22 protein-coding genes are annotated in these 25,887 nt (G+C 63.2%); 8 read left to right on the forward strand and 14 right to left on the reverse strand.

Annotated elements, in window-relative coordinates; genetic code table 11:
* Positions 1-223: 223 nt before the first annotated feature.
* Positions 224-991 carry a triose-phosphate isomerase gene (gene tpiA / locus M727_RS0105845; protein ID WP_027151882.1) on the reverse strand — a complete coding sequence of 256 codons (768 nt, stop codon included), beginning with the start codon at positions 989-991 and terminating at the stop codon, positions 224-226.
* A 145-nt stretch (positions 992-1,136) separates the two neighbouring features.
* On the opposite strand from tpiA, the gene M727_RS0105850 reads away from it, so the two are divergent.
* The 6 genes from M727_RS0105850 (at position 1,137) to lexA (ending at position 7,518) form a co-directional block, all read left to right on the forward strand.
* The gene (locus M727_RS0105850; RefSeq protein ID WP_027151883.1) at positions 1,137-3,029 is read left to right on the forward strand and encodes a SurA N-terminal domain-containing protein; all 1,893 of its coding nucleotides are present in this window, start codon (positions 1,137-1,139) and stop codon (positions 3,027-3,029) included.
* A complete protein-coding gene (gene trpD / locus M727_RS0105855; protein ID WP_023801239.1) occupies positions 3,026-4,036 on the forward strand; it encodes an anthranilate phosphoribosyltransferase in 1,011 nt (336 codons plus the stop codon). The genes M727_RS0105850 and trpD overlap by 4 nt, the downstream gene beginning before the upstream one ends.
* A 4-nt stretch (positions 4,037-4,040) precedes the next feature.
* Positions 4,041-4,892: an indole-3-glycerol phosphate synthase TrpC gene (gene trpC / locus M727_RS0105860; protein WP_027151884.1), complete on the forward strand. Its 852-nt coding sequence runs from the start codon at positions 4,041-4,043 to the stop codon at positions 4,890-4,892.
* A 66-nt stretch (positions 4,893-4,958) separates the two neighbouring features.
* Positions 4,959-5,456, forward strand: coding sequence for a cyclic pyranopterin monophosphate synthase MoaC (gene moaC / locus M727_RS0105865; protein WP_027151885.1), 498 nt, complete (start codon positions 4,959-4,961; stop codon positions 5,454-5,456).
* Complete coding sequence (glp, locus tag M727_RS0105870; RefSeq protein WP_027151886.1) at positions 5,456-6,661, forward strand: gephyrin-like molybdotransferase Glp; 1,206 nt, start codon at positions 5,456-5,458, stop codon at positions 6,659-6,661. Before moaC ends, glp begins: the two co-directional genes overlap by 1 nt.
* A gap of 104 nt (positions 6,662-6,765) precedes the next feature.
* A complete protein-coding gene (gene lexA / locus M727_RS0105875; protein WP_027151887.1) occupies positions 6,766-7,518 on the forward strand; it encodes a transcriptional repressor LexA in 753 nt (250 codons plus the stop codon).
* Here the strand turns inward: lexA and M727_RS0105880 are convergent.
* Positions 7,512-9,965, reverse strand: coding sequence for a ComEC/Rec2 family competence protein (locus M727_RS0105880; RefSeq protein WP_027151888.1), 2,454 nt, complete (start codon positions 9,963-9,965; stop codon positions 7,512-7,514). The genes lexA and M727_RS0105880 overlap by 7 nt on opposite strands.
* Positions 9,966-10,068: 103 nt before the next feature.
* Between M727_RS0105880 and gltX the strand changes: the two genes are divergently transcribed.
* On the forward strand, positions 10,069-11,493 hold the full coding sequence (gene gltX / locus M727_RS0105885) for a glutamate--tRNA ligase (RefSeq protein ID WP_027151889.1): 1,425 nt from the start codon (positions 10,069-10,071) through the stop codon (positions 11,491-11,493).
* A gap of 181 nt (positions 11,494-11,674) precedes the next feature.
* Positions 11,675-13,003, forward strand: a complete 1,329-nt coding sequence (gltA, locus tag M727_RS0105890; protein WP_031255684.1) for a citrate synthase — start codon at positions 11,675-11,677, stop codon at positions 13,001-13,003.
* Positions 13,004-13,106: 103 nt separating this feature from the next.
* On the opposite strand, the gene lpxB is transcribed toward gltA, so the two are convergent.
* From lpxB to tsf, 12 genes are all read right to left on the reverse strand, one after another.
* Positions 13,107-14,273: a lipid-A-disaccharide synthase gene (lpxB, locus tag M727_RS0105895; protein ID WP_027151891.1), complete on the reverse strand. Its 1,167-nt coding sequence runs from the start codon at positions 14,271-14,273 to the stop codon at positions 13,107-13,109.
* The gene (gene lpxI, locus M727_RS0105900) at positions 14,263-15,165 is read right to left on the reverse strand and encodes a UDP-2,3-diacylglucosamine diphosphatase LpxI (protein WP_027151892.1); all 903 of its coding nucleotides are present in this window, start codon (positions 15,163-15,165) and stop codon (positions 14,263-14,265) included. Before lpxI ends, lpxB begins: the two co-directional genes overlap by 11 nt.
* Before the next feature lie 6 nt (positions 15,166-15,171).
* On the reverse strand, positions 15,172-16,005 hold the full coding sequence (gene lpxA, locus M727_RS0105905; protein WP_027151893.1) for an acyl-ACP--UDP-N-acetylglucosamine O-acyltransferase: 834 nt from the start codon (positions 16,003-16,005) through the stop codon (positions 15,172-15,174).
* 13 nt (positions 16,006-16,018) lie between these two features.
* Complete coding sequence (gene fabZ / locus M727_RS0105910; protein WP_023801228.1) at positions 16,019-16,477, reverse strand: 3-hydroxyacyl-ACP dehydratase FabZ; 459 nt, start codon at positions 16,475-16,477, stop codon at positions 16,019-16,021.
* 1 nt (position 16,478) lies between these two features.
* Positions 16,479-17,537: a UDP-3-O-(3-hydroxymyristoyl)glucosamine N-acyltransferase gene (gene lpxD / locus M727_RS0105915; protein WP_023801227.1), complete on the reverse strand. Its 1,059-nt coding sequence runs from the start codon at positions 17,535-17,537 to the stop codon at positions 16,479-16,481.
* A 181-nt stretch (positions 17,538-17,718) separates the two neighbouring features.
* Positions 17,719-20,091: an outer membrane protein assembly factor BamA gene (gene bamA, locus M727_RS0105920; protein ID WP_027151894.1), complete on the reverse strand. Its 2,373-nt coding sequence runs from the start codon at positions 20,089-20,091 to the stop codon at positions 17,719-17,721.
* Between the two features lie 217 nt (positions 20,092-20,308).
* The gene (gene rseP, locus M727_RS0105925; RefSeq protein WP_027151895.1) at positions 20,309-21,451 is read right to left on the reverse strand and encodes an RIP metalloprotease RseP; all 1,143 of its coding nucleotides are present in this window, start codon (positions 21,449-21,451) and stop codon (positions 20,309-20,311) included.
* A gap of 134 nt (positions 21,452-21,585) precedes the next feature.
* Positions 21,586-22,416, reverse strand: a complete 831-nt coding sequence (locus M727_RS0105930; RefSeq protein ID WP_027151896.1) for a phosphatidate cytidylyltransferase — start codon at positions 22,414-22,416, stop codon at positions 21,586-21,588.
* A complete protein-coding gene (locus M727_RS0105935; protein ID WP_027151897.1) occupies positions 22,413-23,144 on the reverse strand; it encodes an isoprenyl transferase in 732 nt (243 codons plus the stop codon). Before M727_RS0105935 ends, M727_RS0105930 begins: the two co-directional genes overlap by 4 nt.
* A 32-nt stretch (positions 23,145-23,176) precedes the next feature.
* Entirely contained in the window at positions 23,177-23,731 is a 555-nt protein-coding gene (gene frr, locus M727_RS0105940) for a ribosome recycling factor (protein ID WP_077384157.1), read from the reverse strand.
* A 122-nt stretch (positions 23,732-23,853) separates the two neighbouring features.
* Positions 23,854-24,576 carry a UMP kinase gene (gene pyrH, locus M727_RS0105945; protein ID WP_023801221.1) on the reverse strand — a complete coding sequence of 241 codons (723 nt, stop codon included), beginning with the start codon at positions 24,574-24,576 and terminating at the stop codon, positions 23,854-23,856.
* A gap of 320 nt (positions 24,577-24,896) precedes the next feature.
* The gene (gene tsf, locus M727_RS0105950) at positions 24,897-25,820 is read right to left on the reverse strand and encodes a translation elongation factor Ts (RefSeq protein ID WP_023801220.1); all 924 of its coding nucleotides are present in this window, start codon (positions 25,818-25,820) and stop codon (positions 24,897-24,899) included.
* Between the last annotated feature and the right edge of the window lie 67 nt (positions 25,821-25,887).

The raw sequence follows: 25,887 nt of genomic DNA on the forward strand, positions 1-25,887 counted from the left end.
TCCAAGCCCGTGGCCGGAATATGGGAAGCAATGCGGCCGTTGCAACATTTTCCGCTGCGGCACAGTATCCGAAGTGCCCGACAGCCTTTCGATGCTAAAGCATGTCGCGCAAAAGCATGCCCTTGGGCCTGACCCGAGGGTGTGCAGCGGTTTTGCGATAACGACATGCGTAAAAACAACAACCTAAAGCGCGTCGCATTAGGCCGGCCAAACGCGACGCGCTTTAGGAGATATTTCGATAGGCTTCGGCAATGCCGAGAAAGTCCGCCGCCTTCAGGCTGGCGCCGCCGACCAGCGCGCCGTCGACATTTTTTACGCCAAGCAGTTCGACCGCGTTCGACGGCTTGACCGAGCCGCCATAGAGGATGCGCATCTTCGCCGCTGCGCTGCCAAGCCTTTCCGACAGTTTTTCGCGAATATGCGCATGCGCCTCAGCAACGTCGGCGGCGGTCGGCGTCAGTCCCGTGCCGATCGCCCATACCGGCTCGTAGGCGATGACGGTATTCGATGCAGTGGCGTTCGGCGGCACCGAGCCGGCGACCTGGCGCGACAGCACGTCGAGCGTAGCGCCCGCCTCGCGTTCGGCTCTCGTCTCGCCGATGCAGATGATGGCAACCAGCCCGGCGCGCCACGCGGCGGACGCCTTTGCCTGGACAATGGCGTCGTCCTCATTGTGATCGGCGCGGCGTTCGGAATGGCCGACGATGACGTGACTGGCGCCCGCATCTTTCAGCATCTCGGCCGAAATACAGCCGGTATGGGCGCCGCTCTCCTTGGTGTGGCAATCCTCGCCCCCGGCCCGGACCGGCGTGCGCGACAAGATCTCCGCGGCATGCGCAAGCAGCGTCGCCGGAACGCAGACCAGCGCTTCGGTCTCGGCATCGAGCCCGCTCATGAAGCCGTTGCCGATCATCCTGAGTTCGTTGAGCGAGGCGCTGGTGCCATTCATTTTCCAGTTGCCGGCGACCAGCGGGCGGATTCCAAGCGTCATGGGATTTGCTTCTCCGGGCAATATTCGGCTGCGTCCTCACTACCAAACTCAGCCCACAAAGCAATCGACAGTCGGCCGGAAGGACGCTATTGCGCTTGTTTCAGACTCGGCGCATGCGAAATGCGCGAAAAAATCGGAATTGACCATGCTTGGTATCTTGAGAAGCGCGGCGGGGACCTGGATCGCGAAAGCGCTGCTGATATTGTTGGTGTTGAGCTTCGCCGTCTGGGGCATTTCCGGACAGATGGTCGGTGGTTTTGCAGGCCACGACGCCGTTGTCACGGCCGGAGGCACCAAAGTGTCGATCAACGAGTATCGGCTGGCCTATGACCGGCAGATCAGCGTGATGTCGCAGCAATTCGGCCAGCGCATCAGCCGCGAGCAGGCGACGGCGCTTGGCCTCGACAACCAGGTGCTGGCGCAACTCGTGTCGGGGGCAGTCCTCGATGAGCAGGCCCGCAAGCTCGGGCTTGGGCTGTCCAAGGACCGGCTGGCCCAACTCACGCATGAAGACCCGGCCTTCAAGGGTCCCGGGGGCAACTTCGACAGAAGGACTTTCGAATACATACTGCAACAGGTCGGCATGCGGCCGGAAGACTATCTCAGGAATCGCGCCCAGGTGGCTGTGCGCCAGCAGATCGTCGAGGCGGTTTCGGACGGCCTCAAGGCCCCGAATACGTTCTTGAAGGCGGTCGCGCTCTATCGTGGCGAAGACCGCACCATCGACTATTTGACGTTGCCGAAATCGCTGGTCGAGCCGATCGAAGCGCCATCCGACACTACGCTTTCGGCCTATTTTGAGGAAAACAAGAAGACCTATGCGGCGCCCGAATACCGCAAATTCTCCTATGTCAGGCTCGAGCCGGAAGACATCATGGATGCGAGTGCCGTGACCGACCAGCAGGTCAGCGACGACTACAACAAGAACAAGGGGCGCTACACCACGGCGGAAACGCGCACCATCGAACAGCTCGTGTTCAAAACGCCCGATGCCGCGAAGGCCGCGCTCGATTCACTCAAGACCGGCGCGACATTCGACAAACTCGTCGCCGCCGAGGGCAAGACGCAGGCCGACACGCTGCTCGGCACGCTGTCCAAGGACAAGATCGCCGACAAGGCGGTGGCGGATGCGGCGTTTGCGCTCAACGTCAACGAAGTCAGCCCGGTCGTTCAGGGCGCCTTCGGTCCGGTGCTGCTGCGCGTCACCGAGATCAAGCCCGAAGTGGTGAAGCCGCTGGCCGAAGTGGCCGCCGACATCCGCAAGGACCTGGCGCTGGGCGAGGCAAGCCGCATTCTGCTCGACGTGCATGACAGTTACGAAGACAGCCGCGCTTCGGGCAGCACGCTCGAGCAAGCGGCCGAAAAACTGAAGCTGAAGGTCGTCACCGTCGACGCGATCGATCGCACCGGCCTGAGGCCGGACGGCGCCATCGTCAAGGATCTGCCGGAATCGCCGGAGCTGATCAAGGCGGTGTTCGATGCCGAACCCGGCACCGAGAATCCCGACCTCACCACTGCCAACAACGGCTTCGTGTTCTACGAGGTGGATTCGGTCACGCCGGCCCGCGACCGCACGCTGGATGAAGTCCGCCAGAAGGTGGTGGCCGACTGGACGGCGGCGGAAACGACCAAGCGGCTCACCGCAAAAGCGCAGGAGCTCGAAAAGCGTCTCGAGGCCGGCACTACGCTCGACGTGATCGCGAGCGAGCTCAAGCTTGAGAAGCAGACCAAGCGCGGCGTCAAGCGCGGGGCGGACGACGCCGATTTCGGCAAGGAAGGGGCGGCTGCGATGTTCGGCGAAGGCGAAGGCGGGACCGGATTGATCCCCTCGCCCACCGGCGACGGACAGATCCTGTTCAGGATTGCCGAAGTGTTCGAGCCTGCCGGAGCCGACGCCAGCTCGGTGCCGGACGACGAGCAGAAATCGTTCACCGCCGGCATGTCCGACGACCTGCTCGACCAGTTGGTGGCGCAGCTGCAGACGCAATATGACGTTCGCATCGACCAAACCGCCGTTGCCCAAGCCCTGACCAGATGAGCGCGCTCAAGACCCATATCGCCAAGGTCGCCGCTGGCAGCTCCCTTTCCTTCGAGGAAGCGCGCGATGCCTTCGACATCATCATGTCGGGCGACGCTACGCCCGGCCAGATCGGCGGCTTCCTGATGGCGCTGCGCGTGCGCGGCGAGACGGTGAGCGAGATTTCCGGCGCCGTCGCCACCATGCGCGCCAAGATGCTGCGCGTCGACGCGCCGGCTGGCGCCATCGACATCGTCGGCACCGGCGGCGACAATTCGCACAGCGTCAACATCTCGACCGCATCCGCGTTCGTCATCGCCGCCTGCGGCGTGCCGGTGGCCAAGCACGGCAATCGCGGACTGTCCTCGCAGACCGGCGCCGCCGACGTGCTGACCGCGCTTGGCGTCAAGCTCGACATCCCGCCGGAAACGATCGGCCGCTGCATCCACGACGCAGGCGTCGGCTTCATGTTCGCACCGGCGCATCATCCGGCGATGAAGCATGTCGGCCCGATCCGCGCCGAGCTCGGCACCCGCACAATCTTCAACCTGCTTGGCCCGCTCTCCAATCCGGCTGGTGTCGTCAGGCAGATGGTTGGCGTCTTCTTGCCGGAATGGATCATGCCGGTGGCCGAGACGTTGAAGGCACTGGGCGCCGACCACGCCTGGGTCGCCCATGGCGACGGCTATGACGAGATCACCACCACCGGCGAAACCCAGGTCGCCGAACTGGTCGGCGGCGAGATCCGCAGCTTTACGCTGACCCCGGAAGCGGTCGGGCTGAAGCGGCATACCAAGGACGAGTTGCGCGGCGGCGATGCCGCCTACAACGCCCAGGCGCTGCGCGACATGCTGGGCGGCGCTGCCGGCGCCTTTCGCGATACGGTGCTGATGAACGCCGGCGCCGGACTGGTGGTGGCGGGAAAGGCGACGACGCTTGCCGATGGCATGGCGACGGCGGCGCAAGCCATCGACAGCGGCCGGGCGCTAAAGGTGCTTGACCGGCTGGTCGAGATTTCAAACGGATAGCGCCGTGTCTGATATCCTGCGCAAGATCGAAGCCTACAAGCGCGACGAGATCGCGGCGGCGAAGGCGCGGGTGCCGCTTGCCGAAATCAAGGCACGGGCGAGGGCTACCGATGCACCGCGCGGCTTTCTCTCGGCCCTTGAAGCCAAACGCAAATCCGGCAGTTTCGCGCTGATCGCCGAGATCAAGAAGGCGAGCCCGTCCAAGGGCCTGATCCGCGCCGATTTCGATCCGCCGGCGCTGGCCCAGGCCTATGCCAAAGGTGGGGCTGCCTGCCTGTCGGTGCTGACCGATGCGCCGTCTTTCCAGGGGGCGCCTGAATTCCTCACCGATGCGCGCAGCGCCGTGACATTGCCGGCTTTGCGCAAGGATTTTCTGTTCGAGCCCTATCAGGTGTTCGAGGCCCGTGCGTGGGGCGCGGACGCCATCCTGATCATCATGGCGAGCGTCGATGACGCCGTGGCCAGGGAACTCGAAACGACGGCTTTCGAGCTCGGCATGGACGCGCTGGTCGAGGTGCATGACGAGGCCGAGACGGAACGCGCGCTGAAACTGTCGTCGCGGCTGATCGGCATCAACAACCGCAATCTCCGGACATTCGAAACCAGCATCGAGACGTCGGAGCGGCTCGCGGCGATGGTGCCGGCCGACCGGCTGCTGGTCAGCGAGAGCGGTATTTTCTCGCACCAGGACTGCCGCAGGCTGGAACGGAGCGACATTGGCACTTTCCTCGTCGGCGAGAGCCTGATGCGGCAACATGACGTGGCCACTGCGACGCATCTGCTTTTGACGGGCAAGGCGCCCGCCAATGCATCTGCCCGAAAATCGGAATCGATGTTCGGAGAGCATGATGCATAGATACAAAGCCCTAGAGCGTGCTTTGGGCGTCCAAACGGACGCACGTCGCTCCAGGGTGACCTGACGATGTCCGCCGCCCTCACCCATCTTGGCGCGGAAGGCGAAGCCAATATGGTCGATGTCGGCGACAAGGCGGAGACGACCCGCACGGCAATCGCCGAAGGTCTTGTCTCGATGCGGCCCGAAACGCTGAAAATGATTCTCGACGGCGATGCCAGGAAAGGCGACGTGCTGGGCACGGCGCGCATCGCCGGCATCATGGCGGCCAAGAGGACGCATGAGCTGATCCCGCTCTGCCATCCGCTGCTGTTGACCAAGATATCGGTAGACATCGAACCGGACGCGAAGCTGCCCGGCCTGAAGGTCACGGCGCTGGCCCGCGTCACCGGCAAGACCGGCGTCGAGATGGAAGCGCTGACCGCCGTCTCGGTCGCCTGCCTGACCATCTATGATATGGCCAAGGCGGTCGATCGCGGCATGGCGATCTCCGGCATCAGGCTGGTGGAAAAGACCGGCGGCAAATCCGGCGACTACAAGGCGGACGCCCAGGGGGCAGGCCGATAATGGCGCTGCTTGCGGTCGCCGAGGCGCTCGAGCGCCTGCTTGCGGATGCTGCGCCCTTGCAGGCTGAAAGCGTCGCCCTGATGGACGCCGCCGACCGCGTGCTGGCGGGGCCGCTCATCGCGCTCCGCACCCAGCCGCCATTCAACGCGTCAGCCATGGACGGCTATGCCGTGCGGGCCGACGATGTCGCGTCCGTGCCCGCGAGACTTTCGGTGATCGGCATGGCGCCGGCCGGACGAGGCTTTGCCGGAACAGTCGGCCCGGCGCAGGCCGTGCGCGTCTTCACCGGCGCGCCGCTTCCCGCGGGCGCCGACACCATCGTCATCCAGGAGAATGTCCGCGACCTCGGCGGCGGCATCGTCGAAGTGACCGCGCCGACGGTTGAAGGCCGCAACATCCGCCGCCTCGGGCTCGATTTCTCGCAGGGCGACGCGCTGCTGGAGAAAGGCCGCCTGCTTGATCCGGCGGCATTGTCGCTGGCGGCGTCGGCCAACCACCAGCAGGTCCGCGTGGTGAAACGGCCGCTGGTCGCCATCATCGCCACCGGCGACGAATTGCTGCCGCCGGGCAGCGACCTCGGCCCCGACCAGATCATCTCCTCCAATGCCTATGGCGTCGCCGCCGCGGCCCGCTCGGTCGGCGCCAGCGCACTCGATCTCGGCATCGCCCCCGACCGCAAGGAGGCGATCGCCGCGCTGGTGAGAAAAGCGGTCGACGCAGGCGCGGACGTCATCGTCACGCTGGGCGGCGCCTCGGTCGGCGACCACGACCTCGTCCATGACGTGCTAACCGGCGAAGGCATGGCGCTCGATTTCTGGAAAATCGCCATGCGGCCCGGCAAGCCACTGATGTTCGGGCGGCTGGGCGCCATCCGCTGCATCGGCCTGCCCGGCAATCCGGTGGCCAGCCTGGTCTGCACGCAGCTCTTTCTGAAGCCGCTGCTGGCGCGGCTCGGCGGCCGCGCCTTCCGCCAGGACATGCGTCAGGCGCGGCTCGGCGCCGCCATGCCGGCCAACGATCTCCGGCAGGACTATGTACGCGCGGTGGTGAAGGAAGAAGCCGGCACGCTTGAGGCAACGCCGTTCAGTATCCAGGATTCCTCGATGCTCAGAATGCTGGCCGACGCCAACGGACTGGTCGTGCGCGAGCCATTCGCTCCCGCAACCGCAGCGGGCGCCGCCTGCAGCGTGCTGATGCTACGCTGAACAAAACGTCAACACATTCATTAAACTTTAAATGGTTGCGGAACACAACTGGAACAGATAGTGTTTGTTCTGGGTTTGTTTTTCTGATTCTGTTGGGGGTCGCGATGCTGACACGCAAACAACATGAACTGCTGATGTTCATCCACGAGCGGCTGAAGGAAAGCGGCATTCCGCCCTCGTTCGACGAGATGAAGGAAGCGCTCGACCTCGCCTCCAAATCGGGGATCCACCGGCTGATCACGGCGCTGGAGGAACGCGGTTTCATTCGCCGCCTGCCCAACCGCGCCCGCGCGCTGGAGGTGCTGCGCCTGCCCGATTCGATCGCGCCGGGCCTCAATGCGGCGCGCAAATTCTCGCCGAGCGTCATTCAAGGCAGCCTTGGCCAGGGCGGGCTTGGACAGGGCGGCCTCGGACGCCAGATCAAGCCGGCGCCTTCGCGCATGCGTGCGGCCGGCAATGACGACGACGTCGTTGCCACCGTCTCCATACCGGTGATGGGCCGCATCGCTGCCGGTGTGCCGATCGACGCCATCCAGCACCAGACGCATTCGATCTCGGTGCCACCGGACATGATCACCGGCGGCACGCACTACGCGCTGGAGGTCAAGGGCGATTCGATGATCGAGGCCGGCATCTTCGACGGCGACACGGTCATCATCCGCAACGCCGACACCGCCCAGCCTGGCGAGATCATTGTCGCTCTGGTCGACGAGGAGGAAGCGACGCTGAAACGATTCCGCCGCAAAGGTGCCTCGATCGCACTGGAAGCCGCCAATCCGGCCTACGAGACGCGCATCTTCGGGCCGGACCGGGTCAAGGTGCAGGGCAAGCTCGTCGGACTGATCCGGCGTTACTGAACGGCAGGCTTCTTGGGTTTCTCGGCCCTGAGGTACGGCGGCAGGCCCCTCGCCTCGCGCGAAAACCGCCGCTGCTCATGCCAAGGCCTATATGGCTGTCTGACGGCAAAACGGATTTCTGCGCGCGTCGTCGCCGATAGCGGATCGAAGAAGACGGCGGCACTGCCCATGCGAGCGAGCTGCCGTTTGGTGACGACGAGAACCAGCGGGTTGCGGCAGGGTTTGTAATAGGCTGTGGCATCGTCGATGACGATCAAATCCGCAAAGGCACAGGCCGGCCGCGCGGTTTTACGGTTGTCGGCGAGCGCGATGAGCGCGCCGGACGGATGCCGGGCCAGGCACAGGCCGGCAGTGCAGGTGAAAGGCGCTCCCGGCGGCAGGTCGGCCGGATCGGCGATGTCGAACCGCACATCTCCTTTTTCGAATGTCTCCGGCTCGACGATCGTTGTTGAAACCAGCGCATGTTTCCAGTTGTCGGTGGTGAATTCGTTCGAACGCACCCGGTTGACGGCAAGTTCGCCGCCGCCGATCGGCAGCGCCACCAGATGCGCATCCTCCGAGATCAGCACGTCGGGGGTGCGCGTCTCGGAAATCGTCAGCAGGCCGGCGAGCGCAAAGGGAAGTGCCGCAAGCCGCAGCCACGTCGTCGCCATCGTGGCGATGACCAAGGCGACCGTCACCAGCAGAACCGATTGCAACGAAATCAGGCCGACTGCATCGACCGGCGAACGCTCCGAGATCCATCCCGAAATTGCAATCATCGCCGTCAGGCCCTTGCCCATCATGTAGAGGAAAGGGCCGTCGAGGCCGAAAGGCATTGCCAAGGCGCTGAGGACGGCCAGGAACATGACGATCGTGACGATCGGCATGACGGCCAGATTGGCGAACAGGCTGAGCGGCGAGACGCGCTGGAAGTGCCAGATGGCGAAGAGCGCGGTGGCGCTGCCGGCAATGATGGAGGTCATTGCGATGGTGCCTGCCCCAGCGACGAGCTTGCGCGTGACGAAAGCGGCCGGTGACCGTCGCTGTCGCGGCGCCTTGGCCTTGTCGGCACGAAAGGCGGACCAACCGGCATAGGCGCCCACGAGAGCCGCAGTCGCAGCGAAGGACATCTGGAAGCTTGCGCCGACCACCTCGTGCGGCGACACGACGATGACGGCGATGGCCGAAATCGCCAGGTTGCGCATGGTGAGTGCCGCCCGGTCGAACAGCACGGCGACAAGCATTACCGCCAGCATGATGAAGCTGCGTTCAGCCGCGACCACGATACCGGAGAAAATCAGATAGGCAGCGATGGAGACGAGTGCGGCAGCAGCCGCATATTTCTTGACCGGCCGGCGCGACGAAAAGTCGGGAAATAGCGCAAAGGCGCTGCGCAGCAATCCCATGACGGTGCCGGCGACAAGCGCCATGTGCAGGCCGGAAATGGAGATGATGTGGTAGATGCCGGTGCGCCGCATCGATTCGTTTATCTCTTCGGGGATGCCGGCACGCACGCCGACGATCAGCGCAGCGGCAATCTCCCCCTCGGCACCACCGATGCTGTCCCTGATATGGTCGGCGATGGTTTCGCGCGCCTTCTCGATCGACGAAGAAAGGCGTGCGGTTAACGGTGCATCTTCGGAGACGACGATCTTTGGACTGCCGAGGAAAAAGCCACTGGCACCGATACCGGCGAAATAGCTGTCAAAGGAAAAGTCAAAGCTGTCCGGTCTGACCGGGCCAGTCGGAGGCAGAAGCCTCACATAGCCGGTTGCCACCGAGCCTGCGGTCATCTCAGCGGGAATCTTGCGTGCCGACACCCTGACACGTTCGGGTGCATAACGCAGTGTCGGCCGGGCGGTCGACATCACGTCGATGGTCAGCCTGATCCGGCCGTTCGCCATCTGGTCGAGCCTGACGACACGGCCGGTCAGCCGGGTCTGGATTTCCGAACCGAGCATCTTCGTTCCGGCGCGCCAAGTTTCAACCTTGGCGGCGAGCACACCAAACGCGCACAGCAACGCTGCCATGAAGCACAGGTGCGTTTTGCGGCGTGAGCGCGTGACGGCCGCACACAATGCCGTGAGGACCACGACGGCAATCGGCTGGGCAAAGTCCGGTTCGACGGCAAGCGAAAAATAGACGATCACCCCGCATGCCAGAAAAACCGGCACCAGCAGGAAGGCGACGCCGCGGTCGAGTTCCAGGCCGGCTGCGGAGGCCACGCTGTTGCGGACACCGGATGGTGAAAGATGGCTGAGCAGTCGGCGAAAACGAATGACAGGGCCGGGTGCTGGAGCCGGTATCGGCGCGGAGCGGTCCGGCCAAAGAGGCTGGATGCCCGGCGGCGACGCCGGCAGCGAAACGGGTAGCGGCTCGTGGGGAACGTCGGCGAACAGCGATCGTTCGCTGACGCTTGCGTTCGCGCCCTCGCTCTCGTCCACGCCGCGGCCTGGTCCAGCCATAGGGTTCGCCCCTTGCGCCCTTGACCTCCTATGCTACATGAACGCGCAACGCGCGAAAGTCCGCGCAGCCACATCCGTTTCCTGCGCTTGCCCCGAGAGTTTCATGTCCGACAAGGTCGTCACCCGTTTTGCCCCTTCGCCCACCGGATTCCTGCATATTGGCGGGGCACGCACGGCGCTGTTCAATTGGCTGTACGCGAAACACACTGGCGGCAGGATGCTGCTGCGCATCGAGGACACCGATCGCGAGCGTTCGACCGATGCGGCAACCGCTGCCATCCTCGATGGGCTCTCCTGGCTCGGCCTCACCTGGGACGGCGAGCCGGTATCGCAGTTCGAGCGCGCGCCGCGCCACCGCGCGGTCGCCGAGGAGCTGGTGCGCCTCGGCAAAGCCTATCACTGCTATGCGACGCCGGCCGAGCTGGAGGCGATGCGCGAGAGTGCGCGGGCCAAGGGCTTGCCTCCCCGCTATGACGGCCGCTGGCGCGACCGCGACCCGTCAGAGGCACCGGTTGGCGCCAGAGGCGCGATCCGCATCAAGGCGCCGGCCGAAGGCGAGACGGTGGTGCATGACCGCGTGCAGGGCGAAGTCCGCTTCCCCAACAAGGACCTCGACGATTTCATCATCCTGCGCTCGGACGGCAACCCGACCTATATGCATGCCGTCGTCGTCGACGACCACGACATGGGCATCACCCACATCATCCGCGGCGACGACCATCTGACCAATGCCGCCCGCCAAATGGTGATCTATCGAGCCTTGGGCTGGGAGGTGCCGTCAATGGCGCATATCCCGCTGATCCATGGCGCCGACGGCGCCAAGCTGTCGAAGCGGCACGGCGCCCTCGGCGTCGAAGCCTATCGCGCCATGGGCTATCTGCCCGAGGCACTGCTCAACTACCTGGCGCGGCTCGGCTGGAGCCACGGCGACGACGAGGTCATGTCGATCACCGACATGATTGCGTGGTTCGACATCGGCGATGTCAACAAGGGGGCCGCCCGCTTCGATTTCGCCAAGCTCGAGGCACTGAACGGCGTGCATATGCGGCGCATGAACGACGCCGAATTGCTCGATATCTTCATCAACACCTTGCCCTATCTCGAAGGCGGCCCGGCGATCGCAGCGCGCCTCGACGACACCCGCAAGGCGCAGTTGCTGGCCGCCCTGCCCGGCTTGAAGGAGCGCGCCAAGACACTGGTCGAGCTGGTTGACGGTGCCGCCTTCCTGTTTGCCGAGCGGCCGCTGCCGATCGACGAGAAGGCGGCGGCGCTGCTCGGCGGTGAGGCGCGCGAGATCCTGCGGGGCGCCCATGCGGCGCTGAAGGCGATTTCAGGGGATTGGACGGCCGCAGCGGCCGAAGCGGCGATCCGCCAATATGCGCTCGCCGGCGGCCATAAGCTTGGCGCTGTGGCCCAACCTCTGCGCGCGGCGCTCACCGGCAAAAGCACCTCGCCCGGCGTGTTCGACGTGCTTGCCGTGCTTGGCCGCGAGGAAAGCCTGGCGCGCGTCGCGGATCAAATCGATTAGCAAAACTGGCCCAAGAAGATTGGCATTGAAAGGTGGGTTTCGCAGTGCAACATTAGGTCTTGGCCCAATTTGGCACGCAAATCCAATTGCGGACGCAAACGCGCGAACTCCGATACTTTCGACGTGTTGCGTTGCAGAAATTTTGCCTTTGCCGACATGAGAAAACAAAAAGGAGTTTGCAATGTCCGAAGCTGCGACAAAAATGGAATTTGGCGGCAAAACCCACGCGTCGACCGCGAAACTTGAATTCGGCGGCAAAACTCACGAACTCAAGGTGCGAAGCGGCTCGGTCGGACCTGACGTCATCGATATCGGCGCGCTTTACAGCACCACCGGGGCCTTCACCTACGATCCCGGCTTCACCTCGACGGCAAGTTGCGAGTCGGAAATCACCTTCATCGATGGCGATGCCGGCATCCTTTTGCATCGCGGTTATCCGATCGACCAGTTGGCCGAGCACGGCGACTTCCTCGAAGTCTGTTATCTCCTGCTCTACGGCGAACTGCCGACCAAGGCGCAGAAGGACGATTTCGACTACCGGGTGACGCGCCACACCATGGTGCACGAGCAGATGTCGCGCTTCTTCACCGGCTTTCGCCGCGACGCCCACCCGATGGCGGTGATGTGCGGCGTGGTCGGTGCGCTGTCAGCTTTCTATCACGATTCCACCGACATCTCGGACCCCTACCAGCGCATGGTCGCATCGATGCGGCTGATCGCCAAGATGCCGACGATCGCGGCGATGGCCTACAAATACCACATCGGCCAACCCTTCATTTACCCGAAGAACGAGCTGAATTTCGCGGCCAACTTCCTGCATATGTGCTTTGCCGTGCCGTGCGAGGAATACAAGATCAACCCGGTGCTGGCGCGTGCGATGGAGCGCATCTTCATCCTGCACGCCGATCACGAGCAGAACGCCTCGACCTCGACCGTTCGCCTCGCCGGCTCGTCGGGCGCCAATCCGTTCGCCTGCATCGCCGCCGGCATCGCCTGCCTGTGGGGACCGGCCCATGGCGGCGCCAACGAGGCAGCCTTGAACATGCTGGGCGAGATCGGCCAAGTCGACCACATCCCGGAGTTCATCGCCCGCGCCAAGGATAAGAACGATCCGTTCCGATTGATGGGCTTTGGCCACCGCGTCTACAAAAACTACGATCCGCGCGCCAAGATCATGCAGAAGACCGCACATGAGGTTTTGGGCGAACTCGGCATCAAGGACGATCCGCTGCTCGACATCGCCATGGAACTGGAAAGGATCGCTCTGACCGATTCCTACTTCATCGAGAAGAAGCTATATCCGAACGTCGATTTCTATTCCGGCATCACGCTGAAGGCGCTGGGCTTCCCCACCACCATGTTCACTGTGCTGTTCGCGGTCGCCCGCACCGTCGGCTGGATCGCGCAGTGGAAGGAGATGATCGAGGACCCGCACCAGAAGATCGGCCGCCCGCGCCAGCTCTATACAGGTGCGCCGGAACGCGACTACGTGCCGATTGCTAAACGGTGAATAGTGAATAGTGAATAGTGAATAGTGAAGCGGGGTCTCTTTGTGGCCTATGGTCAAGCACGACCATTCACCATTCACCATTCACTATTCACCACTTCACCATTCACCGCTTGATACACCTCATCACGACCCCCGCAGCGATGTCGCCGGACGGTCTGTCGACGGCCATGCGTCTGGCCACCTCGGCAAAACCCTCCTTCTGCCATGCACGATAGGCGGTGTCGGAAAACAGCGCCTCCAACTGCCGCGCCAGGTAGTGCGGTCGCACATATTCGTTGTAGCTTTCCGGCACGATCGGGCGGTCGGCGATGAGATTGGGCAAGGAGGCGCTCCATACGGTGATCAGGCGTTGGGCCATCCGCATGACCGGATCGAGCCGGTAGCAGGAGATCATCGGCACACCCGACAGCGCCAGTTCCAGCGACACCGTTCCCGATGCGATCAGCGCTGCATCGGCCTTGCCGAAGGCCTGCCATTTGCGCTCGGGATCAAGGAGGATCTCCGGCTTCTCGTCCCAGCTTGCCACCGAAGCCCTGACCAGGTCGGCGACATGCGGCACCGTCGGCAACAGCAGGCGCAAGCGGTGTCCGCGCGCACGAAGGATCGAGATCGTCTTGCCGAACGGGCCGGCCAGCCGTCGCACCTCGCCGCGACGCGAGCCGGGCAGCACAAGCAGTGTCTTCACACGATCGTCGGACAGGTCGCGCGGCAGGCTTTGCGCCTTGGCGGCGCCGAGTACGCCCGGATCGTGGGTAAGGCGATGGCCGACATAGGTGCCGGTCGGGCCGCCGAGGCGGGCGAGTTCCCTCACTTCGAAAGGCAGGATGCAGAGGATGTGGTCGACATACGGTTTTATCGCCACCGCCCTGCCCGGCCGCCATGCCCAGACGCTCGGGCAGACATAGTGGACGATCGGGATTGCCGGATCGGCGGCACGCACCTTTTTCGCCACGCGCAGCGAAAAATCCGGGCTGTCTATGGTGATGAGGCAGTCGGGCTTTTCATTGGCGACCGCACCGGCCGTCTGGCTGATCCGTCGTATCAGGCGCGGCAGATCGCGCAGGATGGCGCTCAATCCCATCAGCGCGATCTCGCCGCCGTCGAACAGCGGCGTGAGGCCGAGCGCCTGCAAATGCCGGCCGCCGATGCCGACGAGCCGGACCTCGCGGCCGGTCATGCGCTTGAGCGCCTCGACGATGTCGGCGCCAAGCAGATCGCCGGATTCTTCGCCGGCGACGATGGCGATCTTCAGCGGTCGCTCAGTCGCCATGCGTCGGCTCCGCAGCAGGCAGGCCGATCACGAACAGGCCGAGCGCGTTGGCGCGAGCGACGACTGTCGGGCCTTCGAGAACCAGCGAGCGGCCGGCTTCGATGGCAATGCCGGCAAGTCCGGCGGCATGCGCCGCCTCGATCGTCTGCGGGCCGATGGAGGGCAGATCGGCGCGCAACTCCTGGCCAGGCTTGGCGCATTTGACCAGGACGCCGCGCGTTCTGCCGGCCAGTCTGCCATGGCCGCGCAACTGCAGTGTTCGATCGAGCAATCCGTCGGTACCCTCGATGCCTTCCAGCGCGATGGCGCGGCCGCCGATCGCAACAGCCGCCTGACCGATATCCAGCGCGCCGATGGCCATTGCCGCTGCGTGGGCCGCTTTGATGTCGCGCCAGTCGGATTTCCGCGGCGCTGCCTTGGTCAGCGCGCCTTCGGCGGCGACCAGTTCCGGCACGATCTCATGGGCGCCGACCACCTTGATGCCGCTGCGCTCGACCCTTCGCACGAATAGTTTCAACACGGTGTCGTCGCCTTGGGTTACGCCGACAAGAAGGCTGGGCACCCAGGCGAGCAGGCCGAGATTGAGGCGCATGGCGCTCAGCCTGGGGCGGCGTGTGATATGGCCCGCTGTCACCAAATGGGTAACATGACTATTTTTGAGCGTCGGCAGCAGTGAGCCGACATCCTCCAGCCTCAACGTCGCCTGCTCATAGGCGTCGAAGTCGGCTATCCGGTCGACCTCGCCCGCCACTATTACCACGAAGGGAGACTTGCCTTGCCCAACAAGCGCCCTGGCGACTTCGACCGGCAAACTGCCGCCGCCGGCGATGATGCCGACCCTGGCGTCTGGCGCGAGATCAAGGCCCGTCCGGCTGGCCTCAATCTTCGTCATCTGCCCTCAATCTTCGTCATCGGCATCGTCGCCGCCGCCGGCCTTGAGCGACGGGACGGCGTAGTGCCGCTTACCGCGACTGGCGATGAAATCGATGATCTTCATGGCGGTCGGTGACGAGGTGAATTCCGCCTTGGCGAACTCGATGTTTTCGCCGACGGTTCGGGAGCGATCGAAGATCGTCTTGTAGGCCTTGCGCAGCGTGTGGATCTCGGAGCGCGGCAGGCCGGCGCGCTTCAGGCCGATGATGTTGAGGCCGCGAAGGCTGGCGCGATTGCCGACGGCGATGGCGTAGGGAATGACATCGCCGACGAATGCCGAGCAACCGCCGAGAAAGGCGTTGTCGCCGACGCGGACAAACTGATGAACGGCGCTGAGACCACCGATATAGACGTTGTCGCCGATCTCGCAATGGCCGCCCAACGTCGCCTGATTGGCGAAGGTGGCGTTCTTGCCGACGATGCAATCATGGGCGATGTGGGCGTAGGCAAGGAAGTTGCCGTTGTCACCGATCGTCGTCTCGCCGCGGCTGGAATCGGTGCCGAGGTGCATGGTCACGCCTTCGCGGATCGTGCAGTTCTCACCGACGACCAGCGTGGTGCGGCCGCCCTTGTGCTTGGTATTCTGCGGCGGCGCGCCCAGTGTCGCCATCGGATAGACCTTGGTCGACGCACCGATGGTGGTCGCGCCCATCACCGAGATGTGGCTGACCAGTTCGACGCGGTCGCCGAGCACCGCGTCGGCGCTGATGTGGCAGAATGGCCCGATGCGGACGCCTTCGCCGATTTTTGCGCCGGCCTCGATGACCGACGATGGATGGATGACTGTCTGGATTTTCATAAGCATTCGATCGTCAGTCGCTCGCGACCATCATCGCCGAGATCTCGGCTTCCGCGGCCTTGACGCCGTCGACGAGAGCCTCGCAGGCGAATTTGAGAAGGTTGCCGCGTTTCTTGATTTTCTTCACATGGATCTTCAACTGGTCGCCGGGAACGACCGGTTTACGGAATTTGGCGTTGTCGATGGTCAGGAAATAGACCAGCGACGGTTTTTCGGTGCCTAGGCTGCGGATGCAGATGGCGCCGGCCGTCTGCGCCATCGCCTCGACGATCAGCACGCCGGGCATGACCGGCTGATCCGGGAAATGACCTTGGAAATGCGGCTCGTTTATGGTCACGTTCTTGATGCCGGTGGCGGACTCGTCGCCATCGATATCGATGATGCGGTCGATCATCAGGAACGGATAGCGATGCGGCAGGAGCTTCATCAGCCCCAATATGTCGACCGCCTCGAGCGTTGTCGCCGCAACCATCTCAGCTCTTCCCTCCGTCGCCCGATTTGCGCGCCCTGGCCAGTCTTCGCAGAGCCGCGATCTCCCGCATGGCTTCCGCCATCGGCTGCGCCGGGTACCCTCCCCAAATCTCGCCTGCGGGGACGTTGCTCATGAACCCGCTTCTTGCAGCAAGCTTGGCCCCTGTCCCTACCGTCAGGTGATCCGCAAGACCGACACCGCCACCCATGGTGACGTTGTCGCCCACCGTTACGGAACCGGAAATACCCGAAAGGCCGGCGATTATGCAATTGCGGCCGATGCGGACGTTATGAGCGATCTGGACCAGATTGTCGATCTTGGTGCCTTGACCGATAATCGTGTCGGACATGGCGCCGCGATCGACCGTGGTATTGGAGCCGATCTCGACGTCGTCCTGGATGACGACCCGGCCGATTTGCGGCACGCGCTCCGGGCCCTTGGCGCCGGCCACGAAGCCAAAACCGTCCTGGCCGATGCGGGCGCCGCCATGAATGATGACACGGTTGCCGATCAGCGCGTACTGGATGCTGGCGCCTGGGCCGACATAGCCGTCGCGGCCGAACTGGCAGGAGGGACCGATAACGGCATGAGGAGCAATGACGGTTCCGCTGCCGATAGAAGCGCGAGGGCCGATGATCGCGCCGGCCTCGACGATCGCGCCGGCCTCGACGCGCGCCGATGGATCGATATGGGCATGCGGCGAGATACCAGTTTCGCCGGTCATCGGCGCCGGTGTCGCAGCCGCCGGGAAAAGCAGGCGGCCGACCATCGCGAAAGCCTGTTGCGGGCGCGGATGGATCAGAACCGCGATACCCGCCGGCGCCTTGCCGGCAAATTCGGCGGGGCATAGAACCGCCGCTGCTCGCAGCGATTGCATCAGCGCGAAGTTGCGTCTGCCATCGACAAAGACAAGAGCGTGCTCGCCGCCTTCGCTTGCCGGCGCCAAGGCTTCGATCGATCTATCGGAGAGGTCGGAATCGACAAGCACCGAGCCGGTCAGATTCGCGACTTCGCCAGCCGTATACCGGCGTGATGGCGCGAAGAACACCGGATCGGTCATTCCAGAAGCTATATCCAGCTAGCGCACGACCCCGAAAATCGAAATCGATTTTCGGAAAGGATAATGCGCAAAATCAAAGCCCTGCAGCGTCCTTTGCGCGTCCAGGAGGACGCGCGGCGCCGTAGTGTCGAATTACTTTCTTCCGGACCGCTACGGCCCGGAAGTTATCGTTGCCCACCTATTAGAACCGGGACGATATGCCGAAGTTGAATTCCTGCACCTCGTCGGTGTCCTCCTTGAGGACCGGGATCGCATAGTCGATGCGGATCGGGCCAAAGGGCGACGCCCACATCAGGCCGACGCCGACAGAGGCACGCCACTGCATGTCGACCGTGGACTGATCGACCAGTGAAGCATCGATCTTGCTGCCATAGAGCGTCGCCGCGTCGGCGAACACCGCGCCGCGCAGGCCGAAGCTTTCCGGAATGACCGGCATTGGGAACTGGGCTTCCGCCGAGGCATTGAAATAGGTGGTGCCACCAAGATGGTCGTCGGCGTCTTCATTGTCGACCGGCCCAATACCGCCGTAAGCGAAGCCACGGATCATGCGGTCGTTGCTCTGGAAATGATCGAAGATGCGCAGGTCGCCATCGCCGCCGTAGCCTTGGATATGGCCAGCCCCGCCGGAAATCACCCCCACCAGATCAAGCTGCTCGGACAATGTCTGGTAGACGCTGCCACGCGTTGTCACTTTGACGAATTTGGCGTCGCCACCGAGGCCGGCGAATTCCGTGGTGACATTGGCAAAGATGCCTTCGTGCGGGTTCTTCATGTCGTCGATGGTGTTGTAGACCAGGCCGAGACTGACCGACGACTTGAGCCACGGGCTTTCCGCGATGCCGTCCAGGATAGCCGTAGAAATGTTGCATTTGAGGGGGTCGTAGTCGCCGTTGGTCTCGCAGTCTTCGTCGAGCTCGTACTTCTCCTGGGAGATATTGTACGCCAGCTGCGTCGAGATGTCGTCGGTGATCGGCAGGCCGAAGCGCACTGTCGCGCCTAGCGTCTCGCTCTTGTAGTCGTCGCGTTCCCTGGTCCGGTTGAAGACATCGAAACCGGCGGCAATGCGCCGCCCGAGGAAATAGGGCTCGGTGAAGGAGAAGCTGTAGTCGCGCGAATTCTTGCCGCCGCCCGCCGAGAGCTTGATGAACTGGCCGCGTCCGAGGAAGTTGCGTTCGCTGATCGATCCTTCGACGGTCGGGCCTTCGGTGTCGCCACCGCTCGAATAGCCGGCGCCGACGGAGAACTCGCCGGTCGATTTCTCGACCACGTCGACCACCAGCACCACTTGGTCCGGCTCAGAGCCGGGCACGGTCGAAACCTCGACTTTCTCAAAAAAATCGAGCGCTTCCAGCCGTTTCTTCGCGCGCTGGATGAGAACCTGGTTGAAGGCATCGCCCTCACTCACGTCGAACTCTCGGCGAATGACATAGTCGCGTGTCCGGTCGTTGCCGCGAATCTCGATGCGCTCGACATAGGCCTTGGTGCCCTGGTCGATCGTATAGACCACTGAAATGGTGTGGTTCTCGAAATTACGGTCGCCGCGCGGCGTCACCTGGGCGAAGGGATAGCCGGAACCGGCGACCCTCTCGGTCAATGCGATGATGGTGTCTTCGACATTCTCGGCGTTGTAGACATCGCCCTTGTGGGTTTCGACCACCGACTGCAGCGATGCGCCGTCGACCTCGGGAATCGTGCTCTCGACGCTGATGTCGCCGAAGGTGTAGCGCTCGCCCTCCTGCACGGTGATGGTCACCGTGTATTTGTTGGTGGTTTCGTCGAGTTCGCCGACCGCGGAAATCACCTGGAAGTCGGCATAGCCGTGATTGTAATAAAAACGGCGCAGCAACTCCTGGTCGGCGTTGAGCTTGTCTTCGTCATAGACGTCGTCGCGCAGCACGAACGAAAGGATGGTCGAGCGCTTGGTCGAAATGACGTCGGACAGGCGACGGCTCGAGTAGGCGCTGTTGCCGACGAAATTGATCGCGGCGATCTGCGTGCGGCCGCCTTCGTTGATGTTGAACACCACGTTCACGCGGTTGTCGCCGAGATCCATGATCTGGGTGGTCACGGCGGCGTCGTCGCGGCCGATACGCCTGTAGGCAGCCTTGACCGCCTCGACATCGGCATCGAGCGCCTGCTGAGAGAATGTTCCACGCGGCTTCAACTGGACCGCGGCCGCCAGCGCGTTGTCCTTGAGCTTCTTGTTGCCCTGGAACAGCACCTGGTTCACGACCTGATATTCGGAAACCTTGATGACCAGCGTCGAACCGACCTGGTTGATCTGGACGTCCGAGAACAGCCCGGTGCCGAACAGCGCCTTGACCGCCTCGTCGATATCGGCGCTGGAAAACGGCCTGCCGGGCTTGATCGTGACGTAGTTGCGGATCGTCTCGGCGTCGACACGCTGATTGCCGCTGACTTCAACTCTTGAAACAACAGCGGCCTCGGCCGCCGATGTGGCAACGAACTGCACTGCGAGCGCACCTGGTACGACCAGGGCGGCGGACAGGGCCACCGCGGACGCGGCGCTCAGAAACTTGGATGCTGCCTTCATCGGGCTTTTGTACCTTTTCTCGAAGTCCCCACGGCGAGAAAACCGGACGTGCGGTAATTTCCCCTACCGTATTAACCGGATTTTCCCTACACGCAAGGCTCCTGGTTAATTTGTATTTACTTAACCCAATTGCGTGGCTTTCGCGTCACGCATATCCCCACGCATGGTAAACGGCGTCTCAACATGGGCTGTGCTGAAGCCAAATTTCTTCATGATTTCAGCATCCAAACAGGTCGTTCCAGAAAACAAACCCCATGAAGCCCAAGACGAGAAGCAGGCCAGCCCTGTAGCCCAACTCCATCATCCGTTCCGACACCGGTCGCCGAATGATGGCCTCCACGCCGTAGAACAGGAGATGGCCGCCGTCGAGCGGAGGAATCGGCAAAAGGTTCAGAATACCGATCCCGACCGACAGCAGCGCGACAAGTTGCACAAGCCAGTCGAAGCCGAGTTTTGCCGCCTGCCCCGACATCTTTGCGATCTTGATTGGGCCGCCCAGCTGGCATTTGTCTTCGCGACCGACAACGAAACGCTGCAGGAACTGACCGGTGCGCTGAATGATGTATCCCGTCTCCTCGACCGCCGCCCCTACCGCTCCGACCGGGCTGTAAGTGATCAGCCTGGGCTGGCCGAATTCCTGGTTGTTGACGACGCCGATCACCGCCACCTTGACCTTGTTGCCCAGCCCGTCTTGCTGCTCCATCAATTCCGGCGTCGCCGTAACGGTGATCTCCTTGCCGTCGCGCAACATGACGAAGGTGATGGGGTCGCCACCGCGGCCCGAGACCCGGCGCTGGACGTCGGCGAAGGTCTGGACCTTGCTGCCGTCGACGCTGACGAAGCGGTCTCCGGGCAGGATGCCGGCCCTGGCCGCTGGGCTGCCCGCGGTGACTTCAGCCACCATTGGCTCCAGCACGGGCCGGCCATAGGCGGAAAACAGCACCGCAAAGACGGCGATCGTCAGCAGAAAATTGAACAGCGGGCCGGCCACCACAGTTGCCGCGCGCTTCCAGACCGGCTGCGTGTGAAAAGCGACCTTGCGTTCGGCAGCTGTCAGCGTTTCGATCTCCTCCGAACTGGGCTGGCTCGAGGTGGCGTTCATGTCGCCGACGAATTTGACGTAGCCGCCGAGTGGAATGGCGCAGAGTTTCCAGCGCGTGCCATGGCTGTCATTAAAGCCGAAGAGTTCCGGGCCGAAGCCGATCGAAAAGACCTTCACGCCGATGCCGCACCAGCGGCCGACGAGATAATGGCCCATCTCGTGAACGAACACGACGACGGTCAGCACGAACAGGAAAGGCACCAGCGTGCCGAGGACAAAGCCCTCCGTGTTGAAAACCGCGTGAAGAATCTCGTTCAATTCATGTCCTCAAAATTCGTCCGCAGCACGGTGGTACCGCGACTGTGGCATCAATCCAAGCGTATCCATGGCGCAGCCTGCGCAGGTCAAGAAACCAGGCCCCCGAATCAATGCCGATAAAGAGCCAATGCCGATCAAGCTGGAAACAGCCACTGTGCCGGATGGTCGGCGGTCGCCGAAATCCAGCCGATGACGTACAGGGCGAAAGCCGCCGCGACAAGCCCGTCGACCCGGTCCATGACGCCGCCATGGCCCGGTATCAGCGTGCCCGAATCCTTGCGGTTGTGGCGCCGCTTCACCCATGATTCGAAAAGGTCGCCAGCCTGGGAGACGAGCGAAAGCACCAGCGCGACGACGCCGAGCACTGCCAGATTGCCGGCTCCGGCCGCCGCGGCCAGAAGCAGCCCGGCAACCACGCCGCCGACGGCGCCGCCGAGCGCCCCGCTCTGCGTCTTGCCCGGCGAGATCGATGGCGCCAGCTTCGGCCCGCCGACAGCGCGGCCGACGAAATAAGCTGCTATGTCGGTCGCCCAAACCACCGCGAACAGGAAGAGAATGGCGACGAGGCCGGAATGGTCGCCGTCGCGCAAAAGAGCAAGTGACAAGCCGGAAATGCCAGCATAGGCAAGGCCGGACGCGTCCCACTGTCCCGCCTGGCGCATCGAAGGCTGGCGCATCGAAGCCACGACCACGGTGACAACGACCATCACCGCCACAAGAAGCAGCAGCCAGGACGCCGGCAGGCCGGCGACCAAGGCGCCGACGAAAACCAGAAGCAGCGCTTCCGGCAGAAGACCAAGACCCGTGGCGGCGACCGGGCGGCACATTCGCGTCCATTCGTAGAAGATCAGGATCGTCATGGCGGCGCAAAGCAGCCGGAAGGGCAGTCCGCCGAGCCAGGTCAGGCCGAGAGTGACGACCGCAAGCACGACGGCAGAAATAACGCGAAGCTGAAGGTTGCTCATCCCTTGGCTGTCACGGCGACGCCTTCAGCGCCAAGCCCGCCGAAACGGCGCTCGCGACCGGCAAAGTCGCGCAATGCGTCAGCCAAATGCTCGCGGCTGAAATCGGGCCAGTAGCAAGGCAGGAAGACAAGTTCGCTGTAAGCCGCTTGCCACAGAAGGAAATTCGACAGCCTGAGCTCGCCGCTGGTGCGGATGACCAGTTCCGGATCCGGAATACCCTGGGTGTCGAGAGAGCCGGCAAAGGATTCGGCCGTGATCGCCTCGCTGTCGAGCTCGCCGCGCGCCACCGCCGCGGCAAGCTTCCGCGCGGTGCGCACGATCTCGTCGCGTCCGCCATAGTTGAAAGCGATGACCAGGGTCAGCGCGTCGTTGCGGACGGTCAGCGTTTCGGCCTCTTCAAGCAGGCTCCTGATGTCAGATTGCAGCCCTGCCCTGTCGCCGATGATCCTGACCCGCACGCCATTTTGGTGCAGTTCGGCGAGGTCGCGGCGGATGAAGATTTTCAACAGGCCCATCAGGTCGCTGACTTCGGACTTCGGCCGCGACCAGTTTTCCGACGAGAAGGCGTAGACGGTGAGGAACGAGATGCCAAGGCCAGGAGCGGCGCGCACCGTGTTGCGCAGCGCCTCGACGCCGGCACGATGCCCAGCAAGCCGGGGCAAGCCACGCGCCTTGGCCCAGCGTCCGTTTCCGTCCATGATGATCGCGACATGCGCGGGGCTTGTCATGTTCTCGCTTTCGAGCCAGCAGTGGCCAGACCCTAAACCTGCATGATTTCAGCTTCCTTATCGGAAAGCAGATGGTCGATGGTGCCGATCATCTCGTCGGTGAGCTTCTGGACCTGGTCGGACCGCTTGCGATGATCGTCCTCGCTGATATCGCCGTCCTTTTCCGCCTTTTTGAGGAATTCCATGCCGTCCCGGCGCACGTGGCGCACGGCGATGCGCGCATTCTCGGCATAACCATGCGAGATCTTGACCAGTTCCTTGCGGCGCTGTTCGTTGAGCTCGGGCAGCGGAATCCTGAGATTGGTGCCGTCGACGATCGGATTGAAGCCGAGATTGGATTCACGGATGGCGCGATCGACCGCACCGACCATCGACTTGTCCCAGACCGAAACCGAAATCATGCGCGGCTCCGGCACCGACACGTTTGCCACCTGGTTGATCGGCATGGTGGTGCCGTAGGCCTGCACCTGGATCGCGTCGAGCAGGTTGCTCGACGCGCGGCCGGTCCGCAGCGAAGCCAGATCGTGCTTGAACGCAGCGATCGCCCCGTCCATGCGCCGTTTGAGATCATCGTATTCGCCACTCATCATCGTCTCCTCGACCCGCTAGCCGGGTTCACTTCAGGGTAACCCGTATTCAAGCCTCGATCCGAAAACCGGTTCCCGTTTTTCGCCTACGGAAAACCTTCGGTTCGGCATCGGGCTCCTGATCAGTCGTCCGTGACGACCGTGCAACGCCCGCCGCCCCTCAGAATATCACCGAAACCACCCTTCTCGTGGATCGAATAGACGATTATCGGGATGTTGTTTTCGCGCGCAAGTGCAATCGCGGCCGTATCCATGATCGAAAGACCGCGTTTTATGACTTCGCCATGGCTGATGCGCTCGAAGCGGGTCGCATGCGGGTCCTTCTTGGGATCGGCGGAATAGACGCCATCGACCTGGGTGCCCTTGAACAGCGCGTCGGCGCCGATTTCCGCCGCGCGCAGCGCCGCGGCCGAATCGGTGGTGAAGAACGGATTGCCGGTGCCGCCGGCAAAGATGACGACCTTGCCCTGGTTCATGTAGGCGGTCGCCTGGCGCTGCGAAAAGCTCTCGCAAAGCTCAGGCATGGCGATTGCAGACAGCACCACCGCGTCGACCCCGATCTTGTTCAACGAGGTGCGCAGCGCCAGCGAGTTGATGACGGTGGCGAGCATGCCCATGTGGTCGCCGGTGACGCGATCTCCGCCCTTGGAGGCAACGGCGACGCCGCGAAAGATGTTGCCGCCGCCGATGACGACCCCGACCTCGATGCCAAGGGTGCGGGCCTCGGCGATGTCGGCGGCGATGCGATCGACCACCGACACGTCGATGCCGAAATGCTGCTCACCCATCAGCGCTTCGCCCGACGCTTTCAGCAAGACACGTCGGTAGAGGGGCTTCACCGTCATCTGGTCCTCATCATTATGCGTGTGACGCGCCGGGGCGGCTTCCCGCGCAGGCGCTGCCCCGAAACATTTGGCGTTCCGATACACGAAGGGCGCTGCGATGTCACGCGGCGCCGGAACCGGCAAACGCTCTTCCAGCCATTGGCTTACACCGGCAAATGCAACTTGTGCGTGCAGATCCTTGCATGAGCAGATCCGGGCATGAGCAGATAGCCAGCCGGCCTGTCGCCGACGCCTGGCCTTCATCGATACCGCGCAAGAAATCGGCCGGGCATCCTCGCGGACACCCGGCCGTAAAGTCTTTCAGAAAGATAGAGTGCGTTTTACTTCTTGACCGCCGCCGCGACTTCCGCCGCAAAATCGGTCTCGTCCTTCTCGATGCCCTCGCCGAGCGCGAAGCGCAGATAGGCAGTGATCTTGGCCGGTGCGCCGATTTCCTTCTCGGCATCCTGCAGCGCCTTCTCGACGGTGATGTCGGGATTGAGCACGAAAGCCTGCTTGAGCAGCACGACCTCTTCGTAGAACTTGCGCAGGCGGCCCTCGACCATCTTCTCGATAATCGCTTCCGGCTTGCCGGACTGGCGCGCCTGGTCGGCGAAGATCGCCTTCTCGCGCTCGACCGCCGCCGGGTCGAGTTCTTCCGCGGTCAGCGCCATCGGGTTGGTGGCGGCGACATGCATGGCGACCTGACGCGCAAAGGCGTTGGCGGCCTGCGCGTTGCCTGACGTCTCGATGGCGACCAGCACGCCGAGTTTGCCAAGGCCGTCGGCAACCGCATTGTGGACGTAGGTTGCGACGGCGCCCTGCTCGACGGTGAGCTTGGCCGAACGGCGGAAGCCAAGATTCTCGCCAATGGTGCCGACAGCGTCCTTGATGGTGTCGGCAACCGACTTGTCGGAACCCGGATACGGGGCGGCTGCAACGGCCTCGGTCTTGCCGCCATAGGCGAGCGCCACCTTGGCGACATTGGCGACGATCTCCTGGAAGGCAGCGTTGCGGGCAACGAAGTCGGTCTCGGAATTGACCTCGACGACCGCCGCCTCACGCACGCCGGAATCGACGCCGATGAGCCCTTCGGCCGCGGTACGGCCGGCCTTCTTGTCGGCCTTGGAGATGCCCTTCTTGCGCAGCCAGTCGACGGCCTCTTCCATGTTGCCGTTGGTCTCGTTCAACGCCATCTTGCAGTCCATCATGCCCGCGCCGGTCAAGTCGCGGAGTTCTTTGACCTGTGCAGCCGAAATGCTCATTGTCGCCTCTTCGTTTAAAATGCACCGACGCACCACCGGTCCTCGATGATGCGCCTGGCGCCAGCGC

The organism is Mesorhizobium sp. WSM2561 (assembly GCF_000513915.1).
GTDB classification, from domain to species: domain Bacteria; phylum Pseudomonadota; class Alphaproteobacteria; order Rhizobiales; family Rhizobiaceae; genus Mesorhizobium; species Mesorhizobium muleiense.